This is a genomic window from Arthrobacter sp. 08Y14 (assembly GCF_002929455.1).
In the GTDB taxonomy this organism is placed as follows: Bacteria; Actinomycetota; Actinomycetes; order Actinomycetales; family Micrococcaceae; genus Arthrobacter_B; species Arthrobacter_B sunyaminii.
On sequence record NZ_PJIX01000002.1, the window covers coordinates 582,942 to 603,543 of the forward strand.

General features: G+C 63.1%; 18 protein-coding genes. 3 read left to right on the forward strand and 15 right to left on the reverse strand.

Annotated elements, in window-relative coordinates; genetic code table 11:
• Positions 1 to 40 precede the first annotated feature (40 nt).
• From CXR03_RS18795 to CXR03_RS09305, 7 genes are all read right to left on the reverse strand, one after another.
• Complete coding sequence (locus CXR03_RS18795) at positions 41 to 2,383, reverse strand: alkaline phosphatase (RefSeq protein WP_308470579.1); 2,343 nt, start codon at positions 2,381 to 2,383, stop codon at positions 41 to 43.
• 174 nt (positions 2,384 to 2,557) lie between these two features.
• On the reverse strand, positions 2,558 to 2,842 hold the full coding sequence (locus CXR03_RS09280) for a hypothetical protein (protein ID WP_104103532.1): 285 nt from the start codon (positions 2,840 to 2,842) through the stop codon (positions 2,558 to 2,560).
• A gap of 227 nt (positions 2,843 to 3,069) precedes the next feature.
• Positions 3,070 to 3,798, reverse strand: a complete 729-nt coding sequence (locus tag CXR03_RS09285; RefSeq protein ID WP_104103533.1) for a DUF72 domain-containing protein — start codon at positions 3,796 to 3,798, stop codon at positions 3,070 to 3,072.
• 51 nt (positions 3,799 to 3,849) lie between these two features.
• Positions 3,850 to 4,470, reverse strand: coding sequence for an L-threonylcarbamoyladenylate synthase (locus tag CXR03_RS09290; protein ID WP_104103535.1), 621 nt, complete (start codon positions 4,468 to 4,470; stop codon positions 3,850 to 3,852).
• Between the two features lie 80 nt (positions 4,471 to 4,550).
• Complete coding sequence (locus CXR03_RS09295) at positions 4,551 to 6,140, reverse strand: HNH endonuclease signature motif containing protein (protein ID WP_104103536.1); 1,590 nt, start codon at positions 6,138 to 6,140, stop codon at positions 4,551 to 4,553.
• 221 nt (positions 6,141 to 6,361) lie between these two features.
• Positions 6,362 to 7,111, reverse strand: coding sequence for an SDR family NAD(P)-dependent oxidoreductase (locus CXR03_RS09300; RefSeq protein WP_104103538.1), 750 nt, complete (start codon positions 7,109 to 7,111; stop codon positions 6,362 to 6,364).
• Complete coding sequence (locus tag CXR03_RS09305; protein WP_181034545.1) at positions 7,108 to 7,833, reverse strand: TetR/AcrR family transcriptional regulator; 726 nt, start codon at positions 7,831 to 7,833, stop codon at positions 7,108 to 7,110. Before CXR03_RS09305 ends, CXR03_RS09300 begins: the two co-directional genes overlap by 4 nt.
• A gap of 201 nt (positions 7,834 to 8,034) precedes the next feature.
• Between CXR03_RS09305 and CXR03_RS09310 the strand changes: the two genes are divergently transcribed.
• The 3 genes from CXR03_RS09310 to CXR03_RS09320 all read left to right on the forward strand — a co-directional run bounded on the left by CXR03_RS09310 (position 8,035) and on the right by CXR03_RS09320 (position 11,155).
• A complete protein-coding gene (locus CXR03_RS09310; RefSeq protein ID WP_258073577.1) occupies positions 8,035 to 10,368 on the forward strand; it encodes a transglycosylase domain-containing protein in 2,334 nt (777 codons plus the stop codon).
• 124 nt (positions 10,369 to 10,492) lie between these two features.
• Positions 10,493 to 10,753, forward strand: a complete 261-nt coding sequence (locus CXR03_RS09315; protein WP_219816219.1) for a hypothetical protein — start codon at positions 10,493 to 10,495, stop codon at positions 10,751 to 10,753.
• A 135-nt stretch (positions 10,754 to 10,888) separates the two neighbouring features.
• Positions 10,889 to 11,155, forward strand: coding sequence for a GlsB/YeaQ/YmgE family stress response membrane protein (locus CXR03_RS09320; protein ID WP_104103541.1), 267 nt, complete (start codon positions 10,889 to 10,891; stop codon positions 11,153 to 11,155).
• Between the two features lie 3 nt (positions 11,156 to 11,158).
• Here the strand turns inward: CXR03_RS09320 and CXR03_RS09325 are convergent, their stop codons facing one another.
• From CXR03_RS09325 to CXR03_RS09360, 8 genes are all read right to left on the reverse strand, one after another.
• Positions 11,159 to 12,415, reverse strand: coding sequence for an FAD-binding protein (locus tag CXR03_RS09325; RefSeq protein WP_104103542.1), 1,257 nt, complete (start codon positions 12,413 to 12,415; stop codon positions 11,159 to 11,161).
• Positions 12,416 to 12,497: 82 nt separating this feature from the next.
• Positions 12,498 to 14,009, reverse strand: coding sequence for an L-arabinose isomerase (araA, locus tag CXR03_RS09330; protein ID WP_104103544.1), 1,512 nt, complete (start codon positions 14,007 to 14,009; stop codon positions 12,498 to 12,500).
• A 35-nt stretch (positions 14,010 to 14,044) separates the two neighbouring features.
• On the reverse strand, positions 14,045 to 14,722 hold the full coding sequence (locus CXR03_RS09335) for an L-ribulose-5-phosphate 4-epimerase (RefSeq protein WP_104103545.1): 678 nt from the start codon (positions 14,720 to 14,722) through the stop codon (positions 14,045 to 14,047).
• The gene (gene araB, locus CXR03_RS09340) at positions 14,719 to 16,431 is read right to left on the reverse strand and encodes a ribulokinase (RefSeq protein ID WP_104103547.1); all 1,713 of its coding nucleotides are present in this window, start codon (positions 16,429 to 16,431) and stop codon (positions 14,719 to 14,721) included. Before araB ends, CXR03_RS09335 begins: the two co-directional genes overlap by 4 nt.
• 115 nt (positions 16,432 to 16,546) lie before the next feature.
• The gene (locus CXR03_RS09345; protein ID WP_258073578.1) at positions 16,547 to 17,572 is read right to left on the reverse strand and encodes a LacI family DNA-binding transcriptional regulator; all 1,026 of its coding nucleotides are present in this window, start codon (positions 17,570 to 17,572) and stop codon (positions 16,547 to 16,549) included.
• 83 nt (positions 17,573 to 17,655) lie between these two features.
• Positions 17,656 to 18,567: an aldose-1-epimerase gene (locus tag CXR03_RS09350; RefSeq protein WP_181034546.1), complete on the reverse strand. Its 912-nt coding sequence runs from the start codon at positions 18,565 to 18,567 to the stop codon at positions 17,656 to 17,658.
• A gap of 80 nt (positions 18,568 to 18,647) precedes the next feature.
• Positions 18,648 to 19,397, reverse strand: a complete 750-nt coding sequence (locus CXR03_RS09355; protein WP_104103550.1) for an ABC transporter ATP-binding protein — start codon at positions 19,395 to 19,397, stop codon at positions 18,648 to 18,650.
• A 2-nt stretch (positions 19,398 to 19,399) separates the two neighbouring features.
• The gene (locus CXR03_RS09360; protein WP_104104075.1) at positions 19,400 to 20,488 is read right to left on the reverse strand and encodes an ABC transporter permease; all 1,089 of its coding nucleotides are present in this window, start codon (positions 20,486 to 20,488) and stop codon (positions 19,400 to 19,402) included.
• Positions 20,489 to 20,602 lie beyond the last annotated feature (114 nt).

The following is a 20,602-nucleotide window of genomic DNA, read 5'->3' on the forward strand; positions in this document are numbered from 1 at the left end:
CGTGCTCCTGGAGATCGCTGGTTCGCTCAGGCGGTACCGGTCAAGAGATGCTGTAAGCCTTCGGCAGTTTCATGCCTCGTTCCTCCATGACTGCGCGCAGCAGAGTGGGGTAGTCGGTGATGATGCCGTCCACGCCCGCGTCAATCAGGGCATTCATGTCCTCGGCAGTGTTTACGGTCCAGGGGATAACAGGAAGGCCCGCCCGGTGGGCGTCCCGGATCATTTCGGCGGTAACGGTGGTGGCGATGGGGGAGAGGACGTCATATCCGGCAGCAGCGGCTGCCCGGGCAACCGATCCGTCATAGTCGTCAATGTCGATGCCGCCCAGCTGGGGTGCGGCTCCCGGCTGGCCCACCCCGAGTTCGGCGGCATCTCCGGCCAGGGCAACCAGCGTCAGCCGCGGTGCGATTTGTTTCACCCGGTTCAGGGAAGCCCAGTCAAAGGACTGGATGGTGGTGTACCGCTCCCGCCCCGATGCCTGGACCTCAGCCACTACCGCCCGCGTCAGGGCTTCCATGCCCGGGCCGCCGGCCTGGCCGTCCTCAACCTTGGTCTCCACGTTGAACCGAATTTTCCGGGCGCCGTAGGCGTCGGCCAATTCATAGACATCGCGCAGTTCGGCAATGCGGTTGCCTTGCACCACTTCCTGTTCGGGGAACCCGGGAAGCTGCTGGTAGCCGCAGTCCAGGGTCTTCAACTGCGCCAGGGTCAGATCTGCCACACGGGTGCCGACGTACGGGAACTGAGGATCTCCCTGTTGCACAGGTGCAGTGTCCCGGCACTTTTCGGCATCAATGGTGTCGTCGTGCCAGACCACCACCTTGCCGTCTTTGCTGAGGTGGAGATCCAGTTCCAGGGTGCTGACCCCCAACTCCAATGCATGAGCAAAGCCGGTCAGGGATTCTTCTGTATATTCACCGCGTCCGCCGCGGTGCGCCTGCAGGTCAAAGCGGGTCTTTCCATGATGCCAAGCCGGTGGATTGTTGCCGTCTCCGTCGTCATCGTCAGTTTCATTTCCTGCACGCATCATTTGGACCATGATGTCGAAGATGCGGGTGTTCTCATAGACTCCGGTCAGCAGATCAGACCCCGGTCCCATGGCTGTGAGCGGAACATCCAGTGCGGTGTGACCTCCGGTGCTCCAATCCACCATGAATTCCTGCTCCGCTCCGGCAACGGGCAGTGGGCCGTCTTCGGCGGAAGGACCGTCTCCCGGCTCATCGGGTTCCTCTCCGGGCTCCGGGACGTCCACTGATTCAATGGTCATTCCACCGGTCTGGTGGTCGCCCACCACAATCAGCAGGGTTTCTCCGTCCTGCTCCGCGAAGTCCTTGGCCAACGCCACCGAACGGTCAAACTCGATGCCCGATTCGATGGTGAGCTCGGCGTTGTTGACGTGGCTGAAGGCATCAATTCCTTCCTCCTCCACCATCAGGAAAAAGCCCTCGTCGCCTGAGTTGAGTAGCTCCAGGGCTTTGGCGGTCATGTCCGTAAGCGGCACCGTGGGCTGGTACCGGGCATCGACGCCGTCCCCGTACTGAAACATCTCTTCATTGGCGAAGAGGCCCAGGACCATCGAGGAATCCGCTGCCTGCAGGCCGGCCAGATCCCAGACATATTCGTACCCCATCGACTGAGCCTGCTCCACCAGGTTTCCTTCGGTGCCGGCGCTTTCCTCGGACGGGTCTTCGGCCGGGTTGTCCGGGTAACGGCCCGGATGACCTTCCGGATACCAGTAGTCCTCGCCTCCGCCAAGGATCACTTCGGGGCGGCTGCTTTCCAGGAACTGCCGGGCAATGGCGCTTTGTTCATCCCGGTCCAGGACGTGCGAACCAAATGCAGCCGGGGTTGCATCGGTGACGTTGCTGGTGGTGACAAGGCCGGTCGACTTGCCCAGTTCCTCAGCCACCTCAAGTGCGGTGGTAACAGGGCGCTGATCGATGTCGACCCCGATGGCACCGTTATATGTCTTCACTCCGGTGGCCATCGCGGTGGCGGCCGCGGCTGAATCGGTGACGAATGTGCCCGGGTCAGCGGAGTTGGTGTGCACTCGGCCTGCCGCCGGCATGGAATCCATCTCGAGTTCTCCGGTTAGGCCCACGAGCGCCAGCCGGATGGCCTCCCGTTGGCCTGGTCCCATCCCGTCACCGACCATCAGGATGACATTCTGGGCCGAGGGGGATTCGTTCCCGCCTCCGTGCCCGTTCCCGCCTCCGTGCCCGTTGCCCTTGCCGGGGCCCTTACCGTCAACCGTTGTTGCTGCCGGTTGTTGGCCGGGCAGCTGAAGTCCGGTTAGCGGAGCCGTTCCGGACAAAACGACGGCGGCTACGGCCGCCGTCGTCACCGCCCGGACCATACTCTTTCCTGCGTTTGAATACTTCACAGCGACGACCTCCCAGAATGCGACGGCGGCCGGCAGTGTCCCGGCCGTTGGGCGCCCCCCGATGCCCTGTGGCGTCAACAGTCTGTATGCAGTGAAGAAGTGTCAAGGGAAATGGCACAGATTGGCAGGCGGCCGAGCGGCAATAGCGCTCAGTTTGGTTGTGCCGGAAGAACGCTAAGCGTTTGCCATGCGGTCAGACTCCGGGCTTGCCGGCGCCTGCGTAACATTAGAGCCGGCATCCTGTGCGGAGCCAGTTCCCGAAGAATCGCGCTTGTCGAGTTCTTCCGCGAGGAACTCCAGCCGGAACCGGGTTTCCAGTTCCGGCTCCCCCTCTTGCTGGTATTCGAGTTCGGCCTGGCGGTGGAGCTTGCTGTTGAGGATTTCCAGGGCGTCAGTGGAGAGGGCTTCCAGATGCTCGGGGAACGGATCACGGGAGGAAATTCTGCTGGAAAAAGTCATGGCACTATCCAAGGTAGGACGCGCCGAAGATAACGGCCGGCGTCTGTGAAGGAGAATCCGGAGATTGCTTCTTGGACTGACAAGGCAGCCCAAGACGATGGAACCTGAATAAGGAGAGTTGTGGTCCGCAGTGTTCTCAACGGTCACTCTTCACTCTCGAGGGTACCCTCAGTTGGTGCCGTCGCCTACGAGTTCCGGGAACGAACTTCCCTGTCCCAGTGTCAGGCCTAGGTAGCCAGAAACGAGCGGAGCGTCCTGGCGTTGCGGACGGCGTGACCCTCGCCGTCGTTATTGAAATAGACGTAGACATCCTTGTCCATGGACTCCCACTCCCGGATCCGGTCGGCCCACCAATGCAGGTCATCTTCGCTGTAGGAGCCTGCGTAGAGGTGCTCACGATCAGGCCCGTGCATACGCAAATAAACGAACGACGCCGTGGCACGCAGGTTGCAGGGCAGGTTGGCTCCACTCATAACGGTATATGCGGCATCGTGGAGTTCAAGAAGGCTGTAGACGTCTTCGGTTTCCCAACTCGGATGCCGAAATTCGACCGCAGTCCTTATCCCGTCGGGCAGGGAGCTGAGGAAGTAGTCCAAGCGGGCATCGTCGCGTTCCATGTTGGGAGGCAACTGGACAATCAGGACGCCGGCTTTTTTCCCCAGCTCATTCCAGCATCGGCTGATTCTGCCAATCCATTCTTCAGGTTCACGCAGCTTTCGCGCATGGGTCAGGCCTCTGGGTGCCTTGACGGAGAAACGGTAGTCTTCGGGCAATCTGTCCCGATAGGCAGCAAAGGCGGGCTCGCGCGGCCACCGGTAGAAGCTCCCGTTGAACTCGACGGTGTCGAACTCAGCGGCGTAGGTCTCCAGCCAAAGACGGTTTGGCAGTCCAGGCGGGTACAGGACGTTCCGCCAATCGGTGTAACTCCACCCGGAAGTGCCGATGTATAGAACCATGCCCCTAGCCTGCCTGCCTCTTCGCCGTTTACCGTTTACCCGCGCTGTGTCCTACTCGAAACGTGTGGGGTCGCCGGTGCCGTAGCGCACAATTTCCGGTTCACCGCTCGAAAAGTCGATGACGGTGGTGAGTTCCGGCGGGCAGAACCCAGCATCCAGGACAGCGTCCACCTGGTGGTCCAGCCGTTCCTTGATTTCCCAGCCCTCGGTCAACGGATCCTCCTCGCCGGGCAGCAGGAGGGTGCTGGAGATCAGCGGCTCGCCGAGTTCTTCCAGCAACGCCAAAACAACTTTGTTGTCCGGAATGCGCACACCCACTGTCTTCTTCTTGGGCTGTGACAGCCAGCGCGGAACTTCTTTTACCGCCGGCAGAATGAAGGTGTAGCTGCCTGGTGTGACGGCCTTGATGCTGCGGAAAATGTCATTGTCCATCTTTACGAACTGGCCGAGTTGCGCGAAGTCACGGCACATCAGGGTGAAGTGGTGCTTGTCGTTCAGATTGCGGATGGAGCGGATGCGTTCCAGTGCGTCCTTATTGCTCAGCTGGGCGCCAAGCGCGTAACAGGAATCTGTGGGGTAGGCGATCAGCCCGCCGGAGCGCAGGATGGCGACCACTTGTCCGATGGTGCGTTGCTGCGGATTTTCAGGGTGAATGTCGAAATATCGTGCCATATCATGAGCTTACCGCCGGGGCTTACGGGGTCGGCTCAAGGTGACCACGGCAGTACTGGGGTCAGCCTCCCTGTTGCCCATCAATAGGGCGGCGGATCATCGCCGTAGTCGGCCGGGTCCGGATCGGCGGCCGACCGGGCAAAAGACCGGCCGGGCGGAGCGGAGTTCCCGGCCCCCGCCGTTGGTCCTGTGTCTGGTCCTGTGTCTGGTCCTGTGGCCAGGGTGAGGTGCGGATCCGTGCGGTAGGTCCGGCCTCCCGGTGACGTCCACTCAATAATTCCCGGGATGCGCTGGTGGGCTTTCCAAAAGCCCCGGGACTTGAACATGTGATGCCGCCGGCACAAGTGCTCCAGGTTGTCATGATCGGTGCTCCCGCCGTGGGACCACGGTTTGGTGTGGTCTATCTCGGCGATGACGGCGTTGGTCCGGCACCCCGGGAACCGGCAGGTTCCGTCCCGGGCCCGCAGCCAGCGCTGCAGCCCGGCCGGGACTTTCCGCCGCCGCCCGACCCGCAGAATCTCCTCAGTGTCCGGGTGCCGTTCCACCGGCGTCCAGTGCGCCGCCTGCCGGGCCAAACGACGGGCAGTTTCCGGGCTGATCGGCCCGTACCCGTGCAGTTCGGCAGGCTGTTCATCAGCACCGAACAGGGTCTCGGCAGTGATCAGGACCAAGATCTCGGTGCGGGCCCGGGACTTGTTACCGGTGGCAGGTTCACTGCCAGCTCTGGCACCCTGAGCATTGCTCCCACCGCTGTCGTTCACATTCCGGTCCGCATCCTCGTCACCGTCGAGCAGGTCAGCCAGGATGTCCGCCCGCAACTGATCCACTCCCCGCGGATCCCCCGCACCCTGCTCACCCCGCGCCGCCGTCGTCAGCTGCGTATAAACCAACTGCGCCCTCGCTGCCGGTAATAACGCCGACAACCACGACATGCCGTCCTCATCCGGCGCCAGACAAACCCTTCGCCGCTCAAACGCTGTCTTATGCCGGACGCTAATTGTTTCCGGATACGCCTTCTCCCGCATCCGGCGGGCCTTCACCCGGAACTGGCTCGGCGTCTGACCCGCGGCCGCAACCGCCAGCAGATCCTTTTCAAAGCCAGCCAGATCAGCCTCGGGGACATTCCGGGACTGGTCCAGCACCGTCTGCACATGCCCGTAACTGAGGGTGCCCGCTTCCAGGCCGGCCAGCGTTGCAGTGTGGGTGGAACACAACTGTCCGGCGTCGCTCATCAGCATCTTCGCGGTGTTGGTGGGCAAGCACAGGATCGCGGCAGCTTCCTCCGCAGCAAGACTGAACGTCAATCCCGGATCCTCCCTACCGATGTCTTCGAGTAAGTCGTCGCGGAAGACTGTTTCCATCCGGTGCAGCACTTTGGCCTGCTGGGCTTGAGCCCACCGCACCAAAGCATCCAACCGGGACAACACCACTGATGACTCGTCCTGGGTCAGGGCCTCCACACCCTGCAGGACCAACGAACCGGTCAAACCCTCAAGGCTCTGAACAGTGCCAGGATCCGCGGCACCGGACTGAACAACCCCGGTTTGAGCGGTACCGGATTGAACGGCACCGGGCGCGGCATCAAAGACCGACCGGCTGGACACACCATGCTTGCCGGCACCGAATGCTTCACCGGTGCCGCTGCGTCGAAAAGATCCGTTCTGATCCATGCCTTCAGGCTTTCACCCGCCACCGACATTTCCGTCCCGAAAACAGCCCCAAAAGCCGGAAAACAGGTGTCTTCCGAGCTTTGAAAATACCCGTCTTTTATCTGCAACTACCTACTCCCACGGTGGAACAGGGAACTAAGCAGAATGGCAGCGGATGCGCCGGATCTTCTGGATCCGGCGCATCCGCTGAATGGTGCACGTCAGTAGAGCATGACGCTGTTTTAGTAGAGCTTGATGCTGCCGCCGTCAGCCATCAGCGTCTGTCCGGTCAGGTAGCGCGATTCGTCGCTGGCTAGGAAAGCCACGATCGGAGCAATGTCAGTCTCCGGATCACCCAGGCGCCCCAGCGGAACACCATTCACAACTTCCTGGTACGCCTCGGGGTAGGCCTTGCTCCACTGGACGATGCCGGGAGTCAGCGCCACCGGGCTGACAACATTCACGCGGATACCGTCCGCCGCCCACTCGTTCGCTGCCGTACGGGTGATCGCACGGATGGCTTCCTTGGCCGCGGCATAGGCAACCTGGTTTGGCAGACCCTTGATGCCGGCACCGGACCCGAAGTTGATGATGCTGCCGTGAGTCTTCTTCAGTTCAGGGTGCGCGGCCTGCATCAGGTACAGGGTTGCCATGGTTCCGGTGCCGAAGGAAAGGTTCCAGATTTCCGGGGTCGTTTCCAGAATGGGAGCCTGCTTTGAGGCATGCGCGTTGTTGACCAGAATGTCCAGCTTGCCGAAGCGCCCCACGGTTTCAGCGACGATTTCCGCAGCGCTTTCGGGCAGCGAGATGTCCTTGCAGATGAAGATGGCTTCACCCAGATCGGCCAGGTCCGCCACCAGCTTGTCGCCCTGTTCCTGGTTGATGTCCACAATTGCCACCTTGGCACCTTCGGATAGGAAGTGGCGGACAATTCCCTGGCCAATCCCGCCTGCACCGCCGGTGACGATGGCCGTTTTGTTGCTGAGTTTCATTGTTGCTCCTTCTCCGGGCCGGACGGCGTATTTTGCACTGTCCGGAGGTTTTCATGGGTACGAGCCTGTATGCCGCGCAAAAAACTGTCCACGGCATAGTCCAGACTCCTTCGGGAAGCGTCATAGGTGATGCCGCGCCTCCGGAAAGCGCTGGCCATGCTTTCATGTCCCGCACCGTCGTCGTCGTTGAGGCGGACGACGGCGTTGGGCCGGGACGGGCGGTGCACGCCGGGTCCCGGGTTGGCAGCAAGGGCAAGGGTTGACGTTCCTATCACGACGGCGGAGATCCCCACCACGCAGTCGAAGCACTCCTCATCGGACAATCCGGCGTCCTGCAGTGCACGAAGCAGATGCTCCAGCTCACCGGTCGGGGCCATATCCAGAAGACGGCTTGGACCAAGGACAATCTGCAGCAGCCAGGGATGCTGTACGAATCCCTCCCAAAGCGACTCCGCCATGGTCCGAAGCATTACCTGCCAGGACGCCGGGGGAGGCGGGATGAGCTCAGTGCGGCGGGCAGCCAGGCCTGCCATTGCCAGCAGCAGGGACTCCCTGTTTCCTATGTGCCGGTACAAGGCCATGGGAGACACGCCGAGTGTCTCGGCGATGCGCCGCATGGAGACGGACTCCAGCCCCTCCTGGTCAGCCAGGGAGACGCCGCACGCCGCAATGGCACGGGCGGACAGCTCGGGGCGGTGCTGTGCTCCAGGGGGCGTCGACATGTATACAGCGTATACCCGAGGCGGTCCCCATCGTGTTCGGCGCACCTCCGGTGATGTGATCTTATTCTCACGGAACTTTGCGCTCATGTTGGGTCCAGCAGATGGAAATGCGCGCGGGTCAGCCAAATGCGGGCCGGCTTCTACATCTGTAACAGTGCCGCCGTCAAGACAGATCACAGAAACCCGTTGTATCTTGGGCGGATGCGACAAAACAACTCCTCCATGCTGGGCAGACTCGGCACCTCCGGCCGGCTGGTGTTGTTCCTGCTGGTAAGTGCTTTCTGCGGCGCACTGGTGGCCGGGATCTTCATCCCCACGGCTGCCGTCGGTGCCACGGGTGCAAACATCGTCCTCGATGCCATGGAAGACCTTCCCGACGAGTTCCAAACCGGACCGCTGGATGAGGGCTCCAAGATCTATTCGGCAGACGGCGTGCTGCTTGCCTCGTTCTACGCCCAGAACCGGATCCCGGTGACGCTGGACCAGATCTCCCCGTCCATGCAGGACGCGATCATCGCTATCGAGGACAACCGGTTCTACGAACACGGGGGAGTTGATGCCAAGGGCGTTGCACGCGCACTGGCCTCCAACCTGACCAAGGACAGCACACAGGGTGCCTCCACGCTGACCATGCAGTACGTGAACAACGTACTCATCGATCAGGGTGTTGCTGAAGGCAAGAGCGGCGAAGACCTCACCATCAGCGGAACCAAGAACTTCACCGATAAGATCCGTGAAGCAAAACTCTCCCTCGCCGTAGAGAAGGAGTACTCCAAGGACGAGATCCTGGAGGGCTACCTGAACATCGTGCTCTTCAGCGGCCGCACCTACGGCATTGAAGCAGCAGCCCAGAACTTCTTCGGTATTCCCGCCGCCAACTTGAACGTTGCCCAGTCGGCCATGCTCGCAGGCATGGTGCAGTCGCCGAATAACTTCAACCCGTTCACCAACCCGGAGGGCACCCGGGACCGCCGCGACGCGGTGCTCGCTGCGATGCTGCGCTACGACAAGATCACGCAGCAGGAGTACGACGCCGCGGTTGCCTCCGATCTGCAGCTGAACCCCCAGCCCGCAGCCCACTCCGGCTGCGTGGGTGCCGACATGGCCGAGTACTTCTGCAGCTACGTGGAGCAGGTCATCCTCTCGTCCGATGAGTTTGGCGTGGATGAAACAGCTCGTGCCAAGCTGCTGGCCCGCGGCGGCCTGACGATTACCACCACGCTTGATTCGCGGCTCCAGGAGCAGGCCCAGACCCAAATTGAGGCCCAGGTGCCCGTTGGTGATGAATCCGGAGCAGGCTCGGCCATGGTTTCTGTGGAACCGGGAACGGGAAAAATCCTGGCCATGGCCCAGAACACCAATTACACGCCTGAAGAAGGCGCCGGAAACACGCAGCTGAACTTCAACGTCGACAAGACAATGGGCGGCACCGCCAATGGTTTCCAGCCCGGATCCACGATGAAGCCGTTCACCACTGTTGCTTACCTTGAGGCCGGTGGAAGCATCGACGACGTTGTTGATGCTTCCCGCACCACATACCCGGCCGGTTATGACTGGACTGCCAGCTGCCTGCCGGAAGATGCATACTTCGACGAATGGAAGTTCAAGAACGCGCAGGAAGGCTACGAACGCTCCATGACCGTGGGTGACGGGCTGACCTGGTCCGCTAACACGGCCACCGTGGCCCAGGCCTCGCAGCTGGACCTGTGCGACATCCGTGACGCCGCCACCCGCATGGGCGTGCACCGCGCCGTCGACGGCGAACCCCTGGAAGTGAATAATCCTTCCTTCGTCCTGGGCAGTCAGGAGGTAACGCCGCTGACCATGGCGGCTGCTTACGCGACCTTCGCCAGCGGCGGCGAGTACTGCGAACCCATCGCCCTCACCCAGGTCAGCGATTCCCGGGGCAATGCCTACAAAGTCCCCGAGGAACAGTGCGAGCGTGCCATTTCCGAGGAGATTGCCAAGGAAGTGTCCGAGCCACTGCAGAACCTGGTGAACAGCGGTCCCGGCGCCCTGGAACCGCTGGGTGTTCCCGCGGCTGCCAAGACCGGCACCACCGACGTCTCCGAGCAGACCTGGACCGTGGGCTACACCCAGGGCATCTCGACCGCCTCTTGGGTGGGCAACTGGACGTCCTATTCGTCGCTGAACAATCTGCCCATCAACGGCGTCGCACGCAGCTACGTGGACGGCTCCACCATCGCAGGCGCGCAGTGGACTGAATACATGCGGGCCGTGGCTCCTCTTTATTCCACCGGTGAGCTGACAGATCCCAACCGGGTTCCGGTTCTGTCCCCGCAGCCGGAACAGCAGCAGGCACCGCAGGAAGAACAACAGGAGAATCCGGCGCCTTCCCCGGAAGCCTCGCCGGAAACCGAACCTGCCCCGGTCCCGACCAGCGAACCTGCGCCGGCGGCCCCGGAGACGCCGGAACCGTCTGTGCCCGCCGCGCCTGCGCCCACGCTTAGTCCGGCGCCGGTGCAGCCTCCCGTCGACCCCGCACCGGCGGCCGCGCCTACGGATGGTCCTTAACGGCGCCAGTCATCGCAGCAAAATGCTCCGCAGCCTTCAGGCTGCGGAGCATTTTGCTGTTCCGGACGCCACCGGTGGAAAGCAGTGCCTTGTGCCGCAGTGGAACTCCCCGCACTCTGGATGCATGAAACTCATGCAGCACCACGGCAACGTCCCGGTCCCGTCCCAGCGCCGCGAGCTCGTCCTGCCCGCAGTCAGTGCCAAGACACTGGCCATCGGTGCGTTTTCGCTGGGAGCTGTTGCCATGGGCGCGGTGGCGGTAGGGGCCCTGGCCATCGGCAAAGCCTCCGTCGGCCGGGCCGACATCAAGGAGCTTTACGTTGGGCGGCTCCAGGTGGACGAGCTCGTGGTGGTGGAGTCCACCGGCCCCGAGCTGGGACTGTAACAGCTTCCCCTTGGCCGGTCAGAGACGCCGCCCCCGTTCGTGGCCACAGCCCGTCTGCACCTAGGATGGCAGGGGCACTTAGCGCCCTCCGGAGTTTACCGGCTGGGTTCGGACCCAACAGTAAAGGAATTCAAGATGATCGGTTTCATTGTTGCAGGACTCATCATCGGCGCACTCGCCCGTCTGTTCAAGCCCGGAAAGCAGAACCTAAGCCTGCTGGCAACACTGCTGCTCGGTCTCGCCGGCTCCGTCATTGGCGGTGTAATCGCGAATCTGGTGGGCACCGGAGACATCTTCGAGCTCAACTTTTTCGGCTTCATTGTTGCCGTGATTGCTTCCGTCCTGCTGGTCGGCGTCGCCGAAACTATGTCCGGACGCGGCAAGGGACAGGTTCGACGCTAGTACTTAGCCGAGAACAGTCCGCGTCAGGAACGAATTAACGAACTTGCCCTGGGGATCCAAGCGCCGGGCAAGATCGGAGAAGTCTCCAAACCGCGGATAGAGTTCCTGCAGCTGCGGCCGCTGGAGGGTGAACAGTTTCCCCCAGTGCGGCCGCGGCCGAAGGGGAGCAAGAGCAGCCTCCATGCGCCGCAGCAGGGCCTCGACTTCCGCCTGCATCGGCTTCCACGTGAAGTGGAACCCCACTGAGTCCGGTCCGTAATTCGTGCTCAGCCACAGGTCATCACCGGCCATGGTCCGGATCTCGCAGACCTGCAGCAGGGGAGCGATCTGCGCAGCCATTCCACGCAGGATTTCGATCCCTTCCACGGCAAAGCGGCGGTCCATGAGGTACTCGCTCTGCAGCTCGTCGCCGTTGCTGGGCGTGAAGGCGAGCCGGAAGTGTGACAGGCGGTCCGACCAGGGACCGGGCACGCCCATCTGCTGCGAGCAGTTCACGGCGCTGATGCCGGGCAGCGGATGCATCGGTTCCGTCGCGGCAGGCCCGCCGAAGAACTCCGGTTTCCCGGCGTACGGCTGTTCGGCATCCGTGCGGCTCTTGAGCCACACCTGTGAAGCGTTTGGTCCGGCCAGGGAGCTGAAGATGCTCACGCTGTAGGCCGCAGACGTGATCTCATCGAAGTTCTCTGCCACCGAGCTCCAGGGCAGGTCGGTAAAGACGTCCTGGCGGACCTCGTACGCCGGTTCAATATCGAGCGTTATCCGGGTGACGATGCCCAGCGCCCCAAGGGAGACCGCCATGCCGTTGAAAATGGGACTCGACCTATCCGCCTGCAGGAGCTCGCCGTCGGCGGTCACCAGTTCCAGCGCGGCCACGGCGGTGGCCAGGTTCCCGTTCCGGTTGCCGGACCCGTGCGTCGCCGTCGCTACTGCCCCTGCTACGGAAATGTGCGGCAGCGAGGCCAGGTTATGCAGGGCATAACCGCGTTCCACGAGAAAGCCGGCCAGATCTCCGTAGCGGATGCCCGCGGGCACCGTCACCGTTAGAGCAGCCTCATCCAGCACCGGTGTACCGGTCAGCTTCTCCAGATTCACCATCAGTCCGGCCGAATCCGCTATGTCGTTGAACGAGTGCCGGGTGCCGACAGCCCGAACGGACGGCGCCGAAGCCACAAGGGCCTGCAGTTCCTCCACGGTGGCGGGCTGTGCAATTTCAGCCGCGGAGTAGCTCAGGTTGCCGGCCCAGTTGTATTCCTCAAGCATTTGTTGATGCCTTCCATATGTAGGCCGGCAACCCGGACTGAATTTGCCGCGATAAACAGTGCCGCAAACAGTGCCGCAGGCCTTAGAACCCCTGTGCCAGGCGATAGTACGCCTGGTTCATTTTCAATTCGTTGACGAACGCGGACGTTGTGGTGGAGCCATCGATCATAGCCAGTTCCACATCGGCGATCTGCGCGAAATCCTCCCACACTTCTCGTCCCAGAGCCGTGGACATGACGGTGTGGTGCGCGCCGCCGGCGGAGAGCCAGCACTCGGCAGAGGTCTCGAGGTCCGGGGCGGGCTTCCAGACGGCGCGGGCCACCGGAAGGTTGGGCAGGTCCTGCTCGGGCACCACATTCTCCACGAGGTTGGCGGTGAGCCGGAACCGCTCGCGCATATCCGCCAGGGAAACGACGACGGCGGGGCCCGGGTCAGCGGTGAACACCAGGCGAACCGGGTCATCCTTGCCGCCGATGCCCAGCGGGTGGATTTCCAGCGCGGGCTTGGAGGTGGTCAGGGACGGGCAGATTTCCAGCATGTGGGCGCCGAGGATGACCTCGCTGCCGGGAACCAGGTTGTAGGTGTAGTCCTCCATCAGGGACGCGCCGCCGGGCAGGCCTTCACCCATGACCTTGGCAATACGGACCAGGACAGCGGTCTTCCAGTCGCCCTCGGCGCCGAATCCGTAACCGTCGGCCATCAGCCGCTGTACGGCCAGGCCGGGGAGCTGCTGCAGGGCGCCCAGATCCTCGAAGTTGGTGGTGAAGGCACCGAAGTTGCCGCTCTCCAGGAAGGAGCGCAGCCCCAGCTCCTGCCGGGCGCCGTAGCGCAGGGACTTGTGTCGTCCGCCGTCGCGCCGCAGTTCGGGAACGACGTCGTACTTCTCTTCGTATTCGGTAACCAGGGCGTCGATGGCCTCTTCGGTCACCTGGTCCATGGCCTCGGCGAGCTCGTTCACGGACCAGGTGTTCACGGAGACCCCGAACTTCACCTCGGCCTCGGTCTTGTCACCCTCGGTGACGGCGACGTTGCGCATGTTGTCGCCGAAACGGGCCAGTTTTAGGTTGCGGATTTCATGCCAGCCGGCTGCGGCGCGTGCCCAGGAATCGATCTTGGCCTGAACGCGGGGGCTGGAGACGTGTCCAACCACGGTCTTGCGGCTGATGCCCAGGCGGGAGGCCATGTAGGCGAACTCGCGGTCGCCGTGTGCAGCCTGGTTCAGGTTCATGAAGTCCATATCAATGTCCGCCCACGGCAGCTCAACGTTGTGCTGGGTGTGCAGGTGCAGCAGTGGACGCTGCAGCTTGGTCAGTCCGCGGATCCACATCTTGGCGGGGGAGAAAGTGTGCATCCACGCGATGAGCCCAATGCAGGCCTCCGAGGAGTTCGCCTCAAGGATGGTCTCCTGAATGACGTCGGAGTCCTTGAGGACAGGCTTGAAGACAATGCGGTACGGGACGGCGTCGGCGTCGTCCAGCTGACGGGCAATGTCGGAGGCCTGTTCGCGGACCTGGGCCAGGGTGTCTTCGCCGTAGAGTCCCTGGCTTCCGGTGAGGAACCAGATTTCGCGGGCAGGAATGGTGTCAATGGTCATGATGGTGTCTTTCGTGAGCGGGGTGGGGAGGAGCGCTATTTTTGGCCGTATACGTTCTGGTAGCGCTGGTACAGATGGTCAATGTCCGTCTGCGGGATCGGCAGCAGCTCGCCGAGCTGGCGGCTGATGTGAACGGTACGGGCCACCTCTTCGCACAGGACTGCGGATTTCACGGCGGACCGGGCGTCCTTACCGATCGTGAATACCCCGTGGTTCTTCATGAGGATGGCGGTGGAACGGTGCCCGTCCAGGATGTCCACGATGCCGCGGCCAATGGAGTCGTCACCGATCAGGGCAAACGGGCCCACGGGGATTTCCCCGCCGAATTCGTCGGCCATCATGGTCAGGACGCAGGGGATGGCTTCGCCTCGGGCGGCCCAGGCGGTGGCGTAGGTGGAGTGGGTGTGCACGACGCCGTGGACAGCCGGCATGTGCCGGTAGACGTAGGCATGGGCGTCAGTGTCCGACGACGGCGAGCCCCCGCCGTCGACCGCTGTGCCGAACAGATCGGTGAGGACCATGTTCTCGGGAGTGAGCTCGTCGTAGGAGACCCCGGAGGGCTTGATGACCATCAGATCCCGGCCCGGTACGCGGGCGGAGATGTTGCCTGCGGTCCACACCACCAGTTCGTTGCGGGTCAGTTCGCCGTGCAGATCACTGACCTGCCTGCGGAGCCGGTCAACAGTGCCTAATACGTCCTGAGTGGCCGTCACAGCGCGGGTTCCATTTCTTCTGAGGCGGTTGTTGGGGCATGGCCGGCAGCTGTGCGCTGGATGGCCTTGAGCCGGTGCATGACTTCATTGGCGCCGCGGCCAAAGTAGTCATGGAGGGTGGTGTATTCGGCGAAGAGCTCGTCGTAGGCGCGAACATTCTCCGGAATGGGACGGTACACGCCGCGGCGAACCCGTCCCATGGCGGCAGCGGCTGTGCGGACGTCCGGGTACGCGCCGGCGGCAACTGCGGCATGGATGGCGGAACCCAGCGCGGGGCCCTGCTGCGAATCGATCACGGACAGCGGCAGGTTGATGACGTCAGCGTAGATCTGCATTAGCAGCGGGTTCTTTAAGAGTCCGCCGGCCACCACAAATTCCGTGACCGGAACACCGCTGGCGTTGAACGCCTCAATGATGGTGCGGGTGCCGAAGGCCGTGGCTTCCAACAGCGCCCGGTACATGTCCTCAGGCCGGGTGGCCAGGGTTTGTCCCACAAAGACGCCGGACAGTTCATGGTCCACAAGGACCGAGCGGTTCCCGCTGTGCCAGTCCAAGGCCACCAAACCGTGCTGGCCTATGGCCTGCTCGGAGGCGAGTCCAGTCAGGTACTCGTGGACTCCGATCCCTGCTGCGACGGCCGCGTCCACGTACCGCGGCGGAACGCAGTTGTTCACGAACCAACCGAAGATGTCACCTACTCCGCTCTGTCCTGCTTCGTAGCCCCAAAGACCTTCCACGATGCCGCCCTGCACAGCTCCGCACATGCCCGGGACTTCAGCGAGTTCCCCGGCGTTCATCACATGGCAGGTGGAGGTGCCCATGATGGCCACCATCTGACCGGGCTGCACGGCGTTGGCTGCGGGAGCTGTGACGTGGGCGTCCACGTTTCCGACGGCGACGGCGATGCCCTCGGGGAGCCCTGTCCAGGCCGCCGCACGGGCCGACAGCGTGCCGGCGGGGGAGCCGAGCTGGCCGATGGTGTGCTCCAGCTTGTCCCGGACGAATCCGGCAAATCCCGGATTAAGGGCGGCGAGGTAATCCTCCGACGGATACTGGCCGTCCTGGTAAATGCCCTTGTAACCGGCGGTGCACGCGTTGCGGACGTAGGTGTCGGTGAGCTGCCAGACAATCCAGTCCGCAGCCTCAACCCAGTGGTCCATGGCGGCGTACACTTCGGGGTCCTCTTCAAGAACCTGCAGGCCCTTCGCGAACTCCCACTCCGAGGAGATCAGGCCGCCGTAGCGTCCCAGCCAGGACTCACCGCGCCCGGCTGCGAGGGTGCTGATCCTAACGGCCTGGCTCTGGGCAGCGTGGTGGCGCCAGAGCTTGACGAATGCGTGCGGGCGTGTGGCAAATTCGGGGAGCTCATTCAGGGGTGTTCCGTCTTCGATGACGGGAACCATGGTGCAGGCAGTGAAATCGGTCGCGATGCCAATGACGTCCGCGGCATCGACGCCGGCACTGCGCAGTGCGGCCGGAACAGCGCTCTGCAGCACTTCCACGTAATCCTGCGGTACCTGAAGGGCCCAGTCCGGAGGCAGCCGGACGTCCGAGCCGGGAAGGGTCTGCGTGATGACGGCGTGCGGATACTCATGAACAGCGGATCCCAGTTCCGCCCCGTCCGAGACCCGCACCACCACGGCCCGTCCCGACAAGGTGCCGTAATCGACCCCCAGCACGTACTTCTCGTCCGGTTGGGGGTTACTCATGGTGCCTCCTGGCGCGGGGTCCGCAGAAATCGTCATTGATCAGGTCGTGTTAGCGCTAACAATTAGACGTGTGCTGCGTCACGATGTCAAGGGCAGACGGTGGGCCTATTCCTCCCTAGGAGCGAGGGGGAGCAGTACTGGTCCGGATGACAAGCTCCGGTAGCGGTATGCCGGGACCCTCCTGATTCTGCACCCCTGGATCTCCGGCCCCGGCGATCTCCTCAAGCAGCAGATCGATGCAGTAGCTGCCCATACGGCGGTAGTCCTGGCGGATGGTGGTCAGCGGCGGCAAAAAGTACGCTGCCTCGGGCTGGTCATCGAAACCCACCACGCTGATGTCGCCGGGTACGCTGATGCCGCGCTCGTGCAGGGCACGCATGAAGCCCAGTGCCATCTGGTCATTGGCCACGAACACAGCCGTGTAGGTTTCCGCATCAAACTCGAGGCCGATCCGGTAGCCGGATTCCGCCCCCCAGTCGCCGGCAATGGGCGTGGCAGCAGCCAGCCCCCGTTCCTCCAATTCGTCCCGCCAGCCCGCGGCCCGCCGCTGGGCGTCCATCCACTGTGCAGGTCCGGCTAAATGGGCAATCGAGCGATGCCCCAGATCGGCCAGGTGGGCCACGGCCATCCGAGCGGCGTGCTCCTGGCTGCCCTCGGGCGCCAAACCGCTGGCTACAATCTCAAGCGGGATTTTCAGTTCCAGGGTGCGGAAGAGATCCACCCCGGCCTGGACGGGAGCCACCACCACAATGCCGTCCGGGGCCTGATTCAGCAGGTGATTGACTGATTCCACCATGGCGGTGCGGGTCATCTCACGAAGCCCTGCCACGCTGACGAAGTATCCGTTCCGGAAAGCCGCCTCCTGCAGGCCGAGCAGAGTACTCGCCGGTCCGTACTGCTCCAGTTCCGTGATGATCACGCCAATAACCTTGGAGGAGCGGGTAACAAGTGACCTGGCCGCAGCATTCCGCCGGTAACCCAATTCATCTATGGCAGCTGATACCCGCTCCTTGGTGTCCGGTCTGACATTGGGGTGATCGTTCAGCACCCGGGAAACCGTCTGGTGGGAGACACCGGCAACCCGGGCAACGTCTTCCATGGTCGGGACGGGTCGGGACGGGGCGCGGCGTGACGGTGGCATTGATATCTTCCAGTAGGCACAGCTGGAATCAGCCTGGGGCTGTCATCAGCTGCTGCGGATTGCGGTGGCTGTCTGCCGTGAAATTATCCGGCGCTGATCGAATAGGAGAACCTATGTTCGTCGCCTGGCTCCAGCACGATCAGATCCGTACCGGTGTTGAACGCGTCCGGCGGGCACGTCATCGGCTCAACAGCCATGCCGCGCCGGCCGAGTTCTTCACCGGAATAAATCTGCAGCCAAACGGATCCCTCGCGGCCGGCCGGAGTTGAGAGAACCGTCGCCGCGCCGGTGGCGGGGTCGCGCAGGGTGACCTGCCAGCCGTCGTCGGGCAATCCCGTGAACGCGTGGTCCAGGCTCATCCCGCCCAGGAGCCGGGGCCGTGAAAAATCAAACTCCGACCCAGCGGTTTCCTTCAGCTCCAGCGGCAGGAGCCGGTCATCGGTCATCAGGACCTGTGCTGCTGTGAAGCTGACCTCGCACTCATCCACGGCTTTGCCTCCCGCTACGAGATACGGATGCGAGGAGACTCCGTAGGGGGCGGCTGTGCGGCCCGCGTTGGTGGCCTGGATCGTCACTGTGAGGCCGCTGTCCGCAGCAAGCGAGAACTCCGCCCAAAGGTGCAGCTGGTGCGGATAACCGGGCTGCCCGTGCAGCATATTTGTCAGGATCACTGAACCGGCAGACTCCCCGGCAACCTGCCACTCGTCCCACACCACCAGGCCGTGGAGCGCGGTGCCTGTGGATGCCTCGTTGACGGGGACCTCGTAGCTCCGGCCCCGGAAAACATACTTGCCGCTATCAATCCGGTTGGGCCACGGAGCGAGCGTCTTTCCGGCATAGGCATGCGGCACTTTGTCGGGGTCAAAGGGCAGCACCAGGGATTGCTCCCCGTAGGACAGGCTTTGGATCCCGGCACCCACCGTGGCTATTCCAGCCGTGTAGGCACCGGCCTCCAGCGAAATGATCCGGCCATTGGGGCTGATTGCACGATTCAAGGCGATTCCTGTCGGGGCGGGGTTTGAAGGTGCGGAAGGAACGCATTCTTCAGGCACCTTGGAGTTTACCTGTGGAGACCCTACTCCTGCGCCGCTGCGGACGTCATCACAGCGGAGCTGAGGCGGCCGTCACGCATGCTGGCCACAGCATCGGTCAGCGGCACAAAGTCCATGTCATGGGTGACCATGACCGTTCCGAAGCCAAACTCCCGGGTCAGGTGAACCAGCAGCTTCACGATGCTCTCGGAGCGTTCATGGTCCAGTGCCGCTGTGGGCTCATCCACCAGCATCAGCGCCGGGCTTCCCATGAGGGCACGGGCGATGTTGACCCGCTGCCGCTGGCCGCCGGAAAGCTGGTGCGGGCGCTTGTTTGCCGCGGCGGTTAGGCCCACCAGATCCAACAGGTCCAGTGCCCGCGGTCCGGATGCTGAAGTGCGTTGTCCGCGCAACCGATCAGTGATGATCAGCTGCTCCACCGCCGTGAGCGAGGGCAGCAGATTGGGTTGCTGGAAAATCAGTCCCACCCGGCCGCGGCGCAGGGTGGTGCGGCCGGCGTCGTCCAGGGTTGAAGTATCCACGCCGGCCACTTCGACCCGGCCGGCTGTGGGACGGATCAGGGTAGCGGCCACGGCCAGGAGGGAGGACTTGCCGGAGCCTGAGGGTCCCACCAGGGAGAGTATCCGGCCGGCCGGAACGTTCAGGGTGACATTGTCCAGAGCCTTGAGCGTTCCCCCGCCGTCAGGGTATTCCAGGGTGACGCTGGTCAGTGACAGGGCAGGGGAAACAGACAATGTTGAGTCCTTTCGAGAGGGGTTTACTGAGGCGGCCATCGTTAGTTCCCGCCCAGGGCGGTGAGCGGGTCCACCTTGGTCACGCTGCGGACGGCGAGCGCAGCTCCGGCCAGTCCAAGCAGGACAATTCCCAGGACGGGCAGGACCGTGGTGGCTGCGGTGACGCTGAACGGGGCCAGCTGAGCCGCGACAGCGCCGATGCCGACGCCGGCCAGGCCGCCCAGGAGGGCACCGCTGACCAGTACGATCGCGGCTTGGGCGAGTGCATCCCGGAGCAGATAGGACGATGAACCGCCCAGAGCCTTCAGCACTGCGATGTCCCGGGTTCGCTGCACGGTCCAGACGGTCAGGAACGCGACAATCACCAGTGCGGAGATGCCGTAGAGAAACGCCTGCATCAGGAGCAGTGATCCGTTTTCTGAGCGATAGGATCCGAGTGCATTGAAGGAACCGCGAACGTCGGTGGAGACGGTCCCGGCCGAGGCGTTGGCGGCCTCTGCGGCATCGGACGTGGCGGTGGAGACGATGACCGTGGCAACGGGGGCTTCCGGCAGGGACGCATCATCGGTGTGGGCCACCTGCTGCCAGGTCTCCAGGGACGCCCAGGCCACGGGGGTGTGGCTGTACCAGGAGTCTTCGGCGACGGCACTTACGGTCAGGCTGCGACCGCCCAGGGCTACGGTTCCGCCCACCTCCACACCCAGGTCCTGCGCGGTGGAGGCCCCGAGGATGACTCCGCCGTCGTCCACGCTTTGGGGAGCCAGCGCGGAACCGGGCTCGACGCCGAAGACAGCCACGTTCGCGGTGGATTGTGCCACCGCCCGGGTCTGGGTAATGCCGAGGGGCTCAGCTCCCTGAACCCCTTCGGTGTTCCGCCAGTCCCGCAGTTGCCCGGCAGTGACCACAGATTCGGTGTAGGAGGCCTTGGCCTCGGTGTTGCCGGGAGCGCCAAAGGCAACGGAGTTGATTCCGTGGTCCTCCAGTCCGGCCACCGCACCGGTGTTTTGGTTGCCCAGCCCGGCAGTCAGCCCGGAAAGCAAAACCAACAACAGCGAAATCAACGCCACGACGCTTCCCATCAGAGCGAAACGCCCCTTGGCGAAGCGGATGTCACGAAGTGCGAGATACACGGCAGTTCCTTCCAGATCGTCGGCCGGTATGTCCGGCCTGTTGTCCTTGTCTTCCACCGTCCCGCTAAACCGGCAACGATCCATCGGACGAGCGGTCGATCCGCACCGATTGTT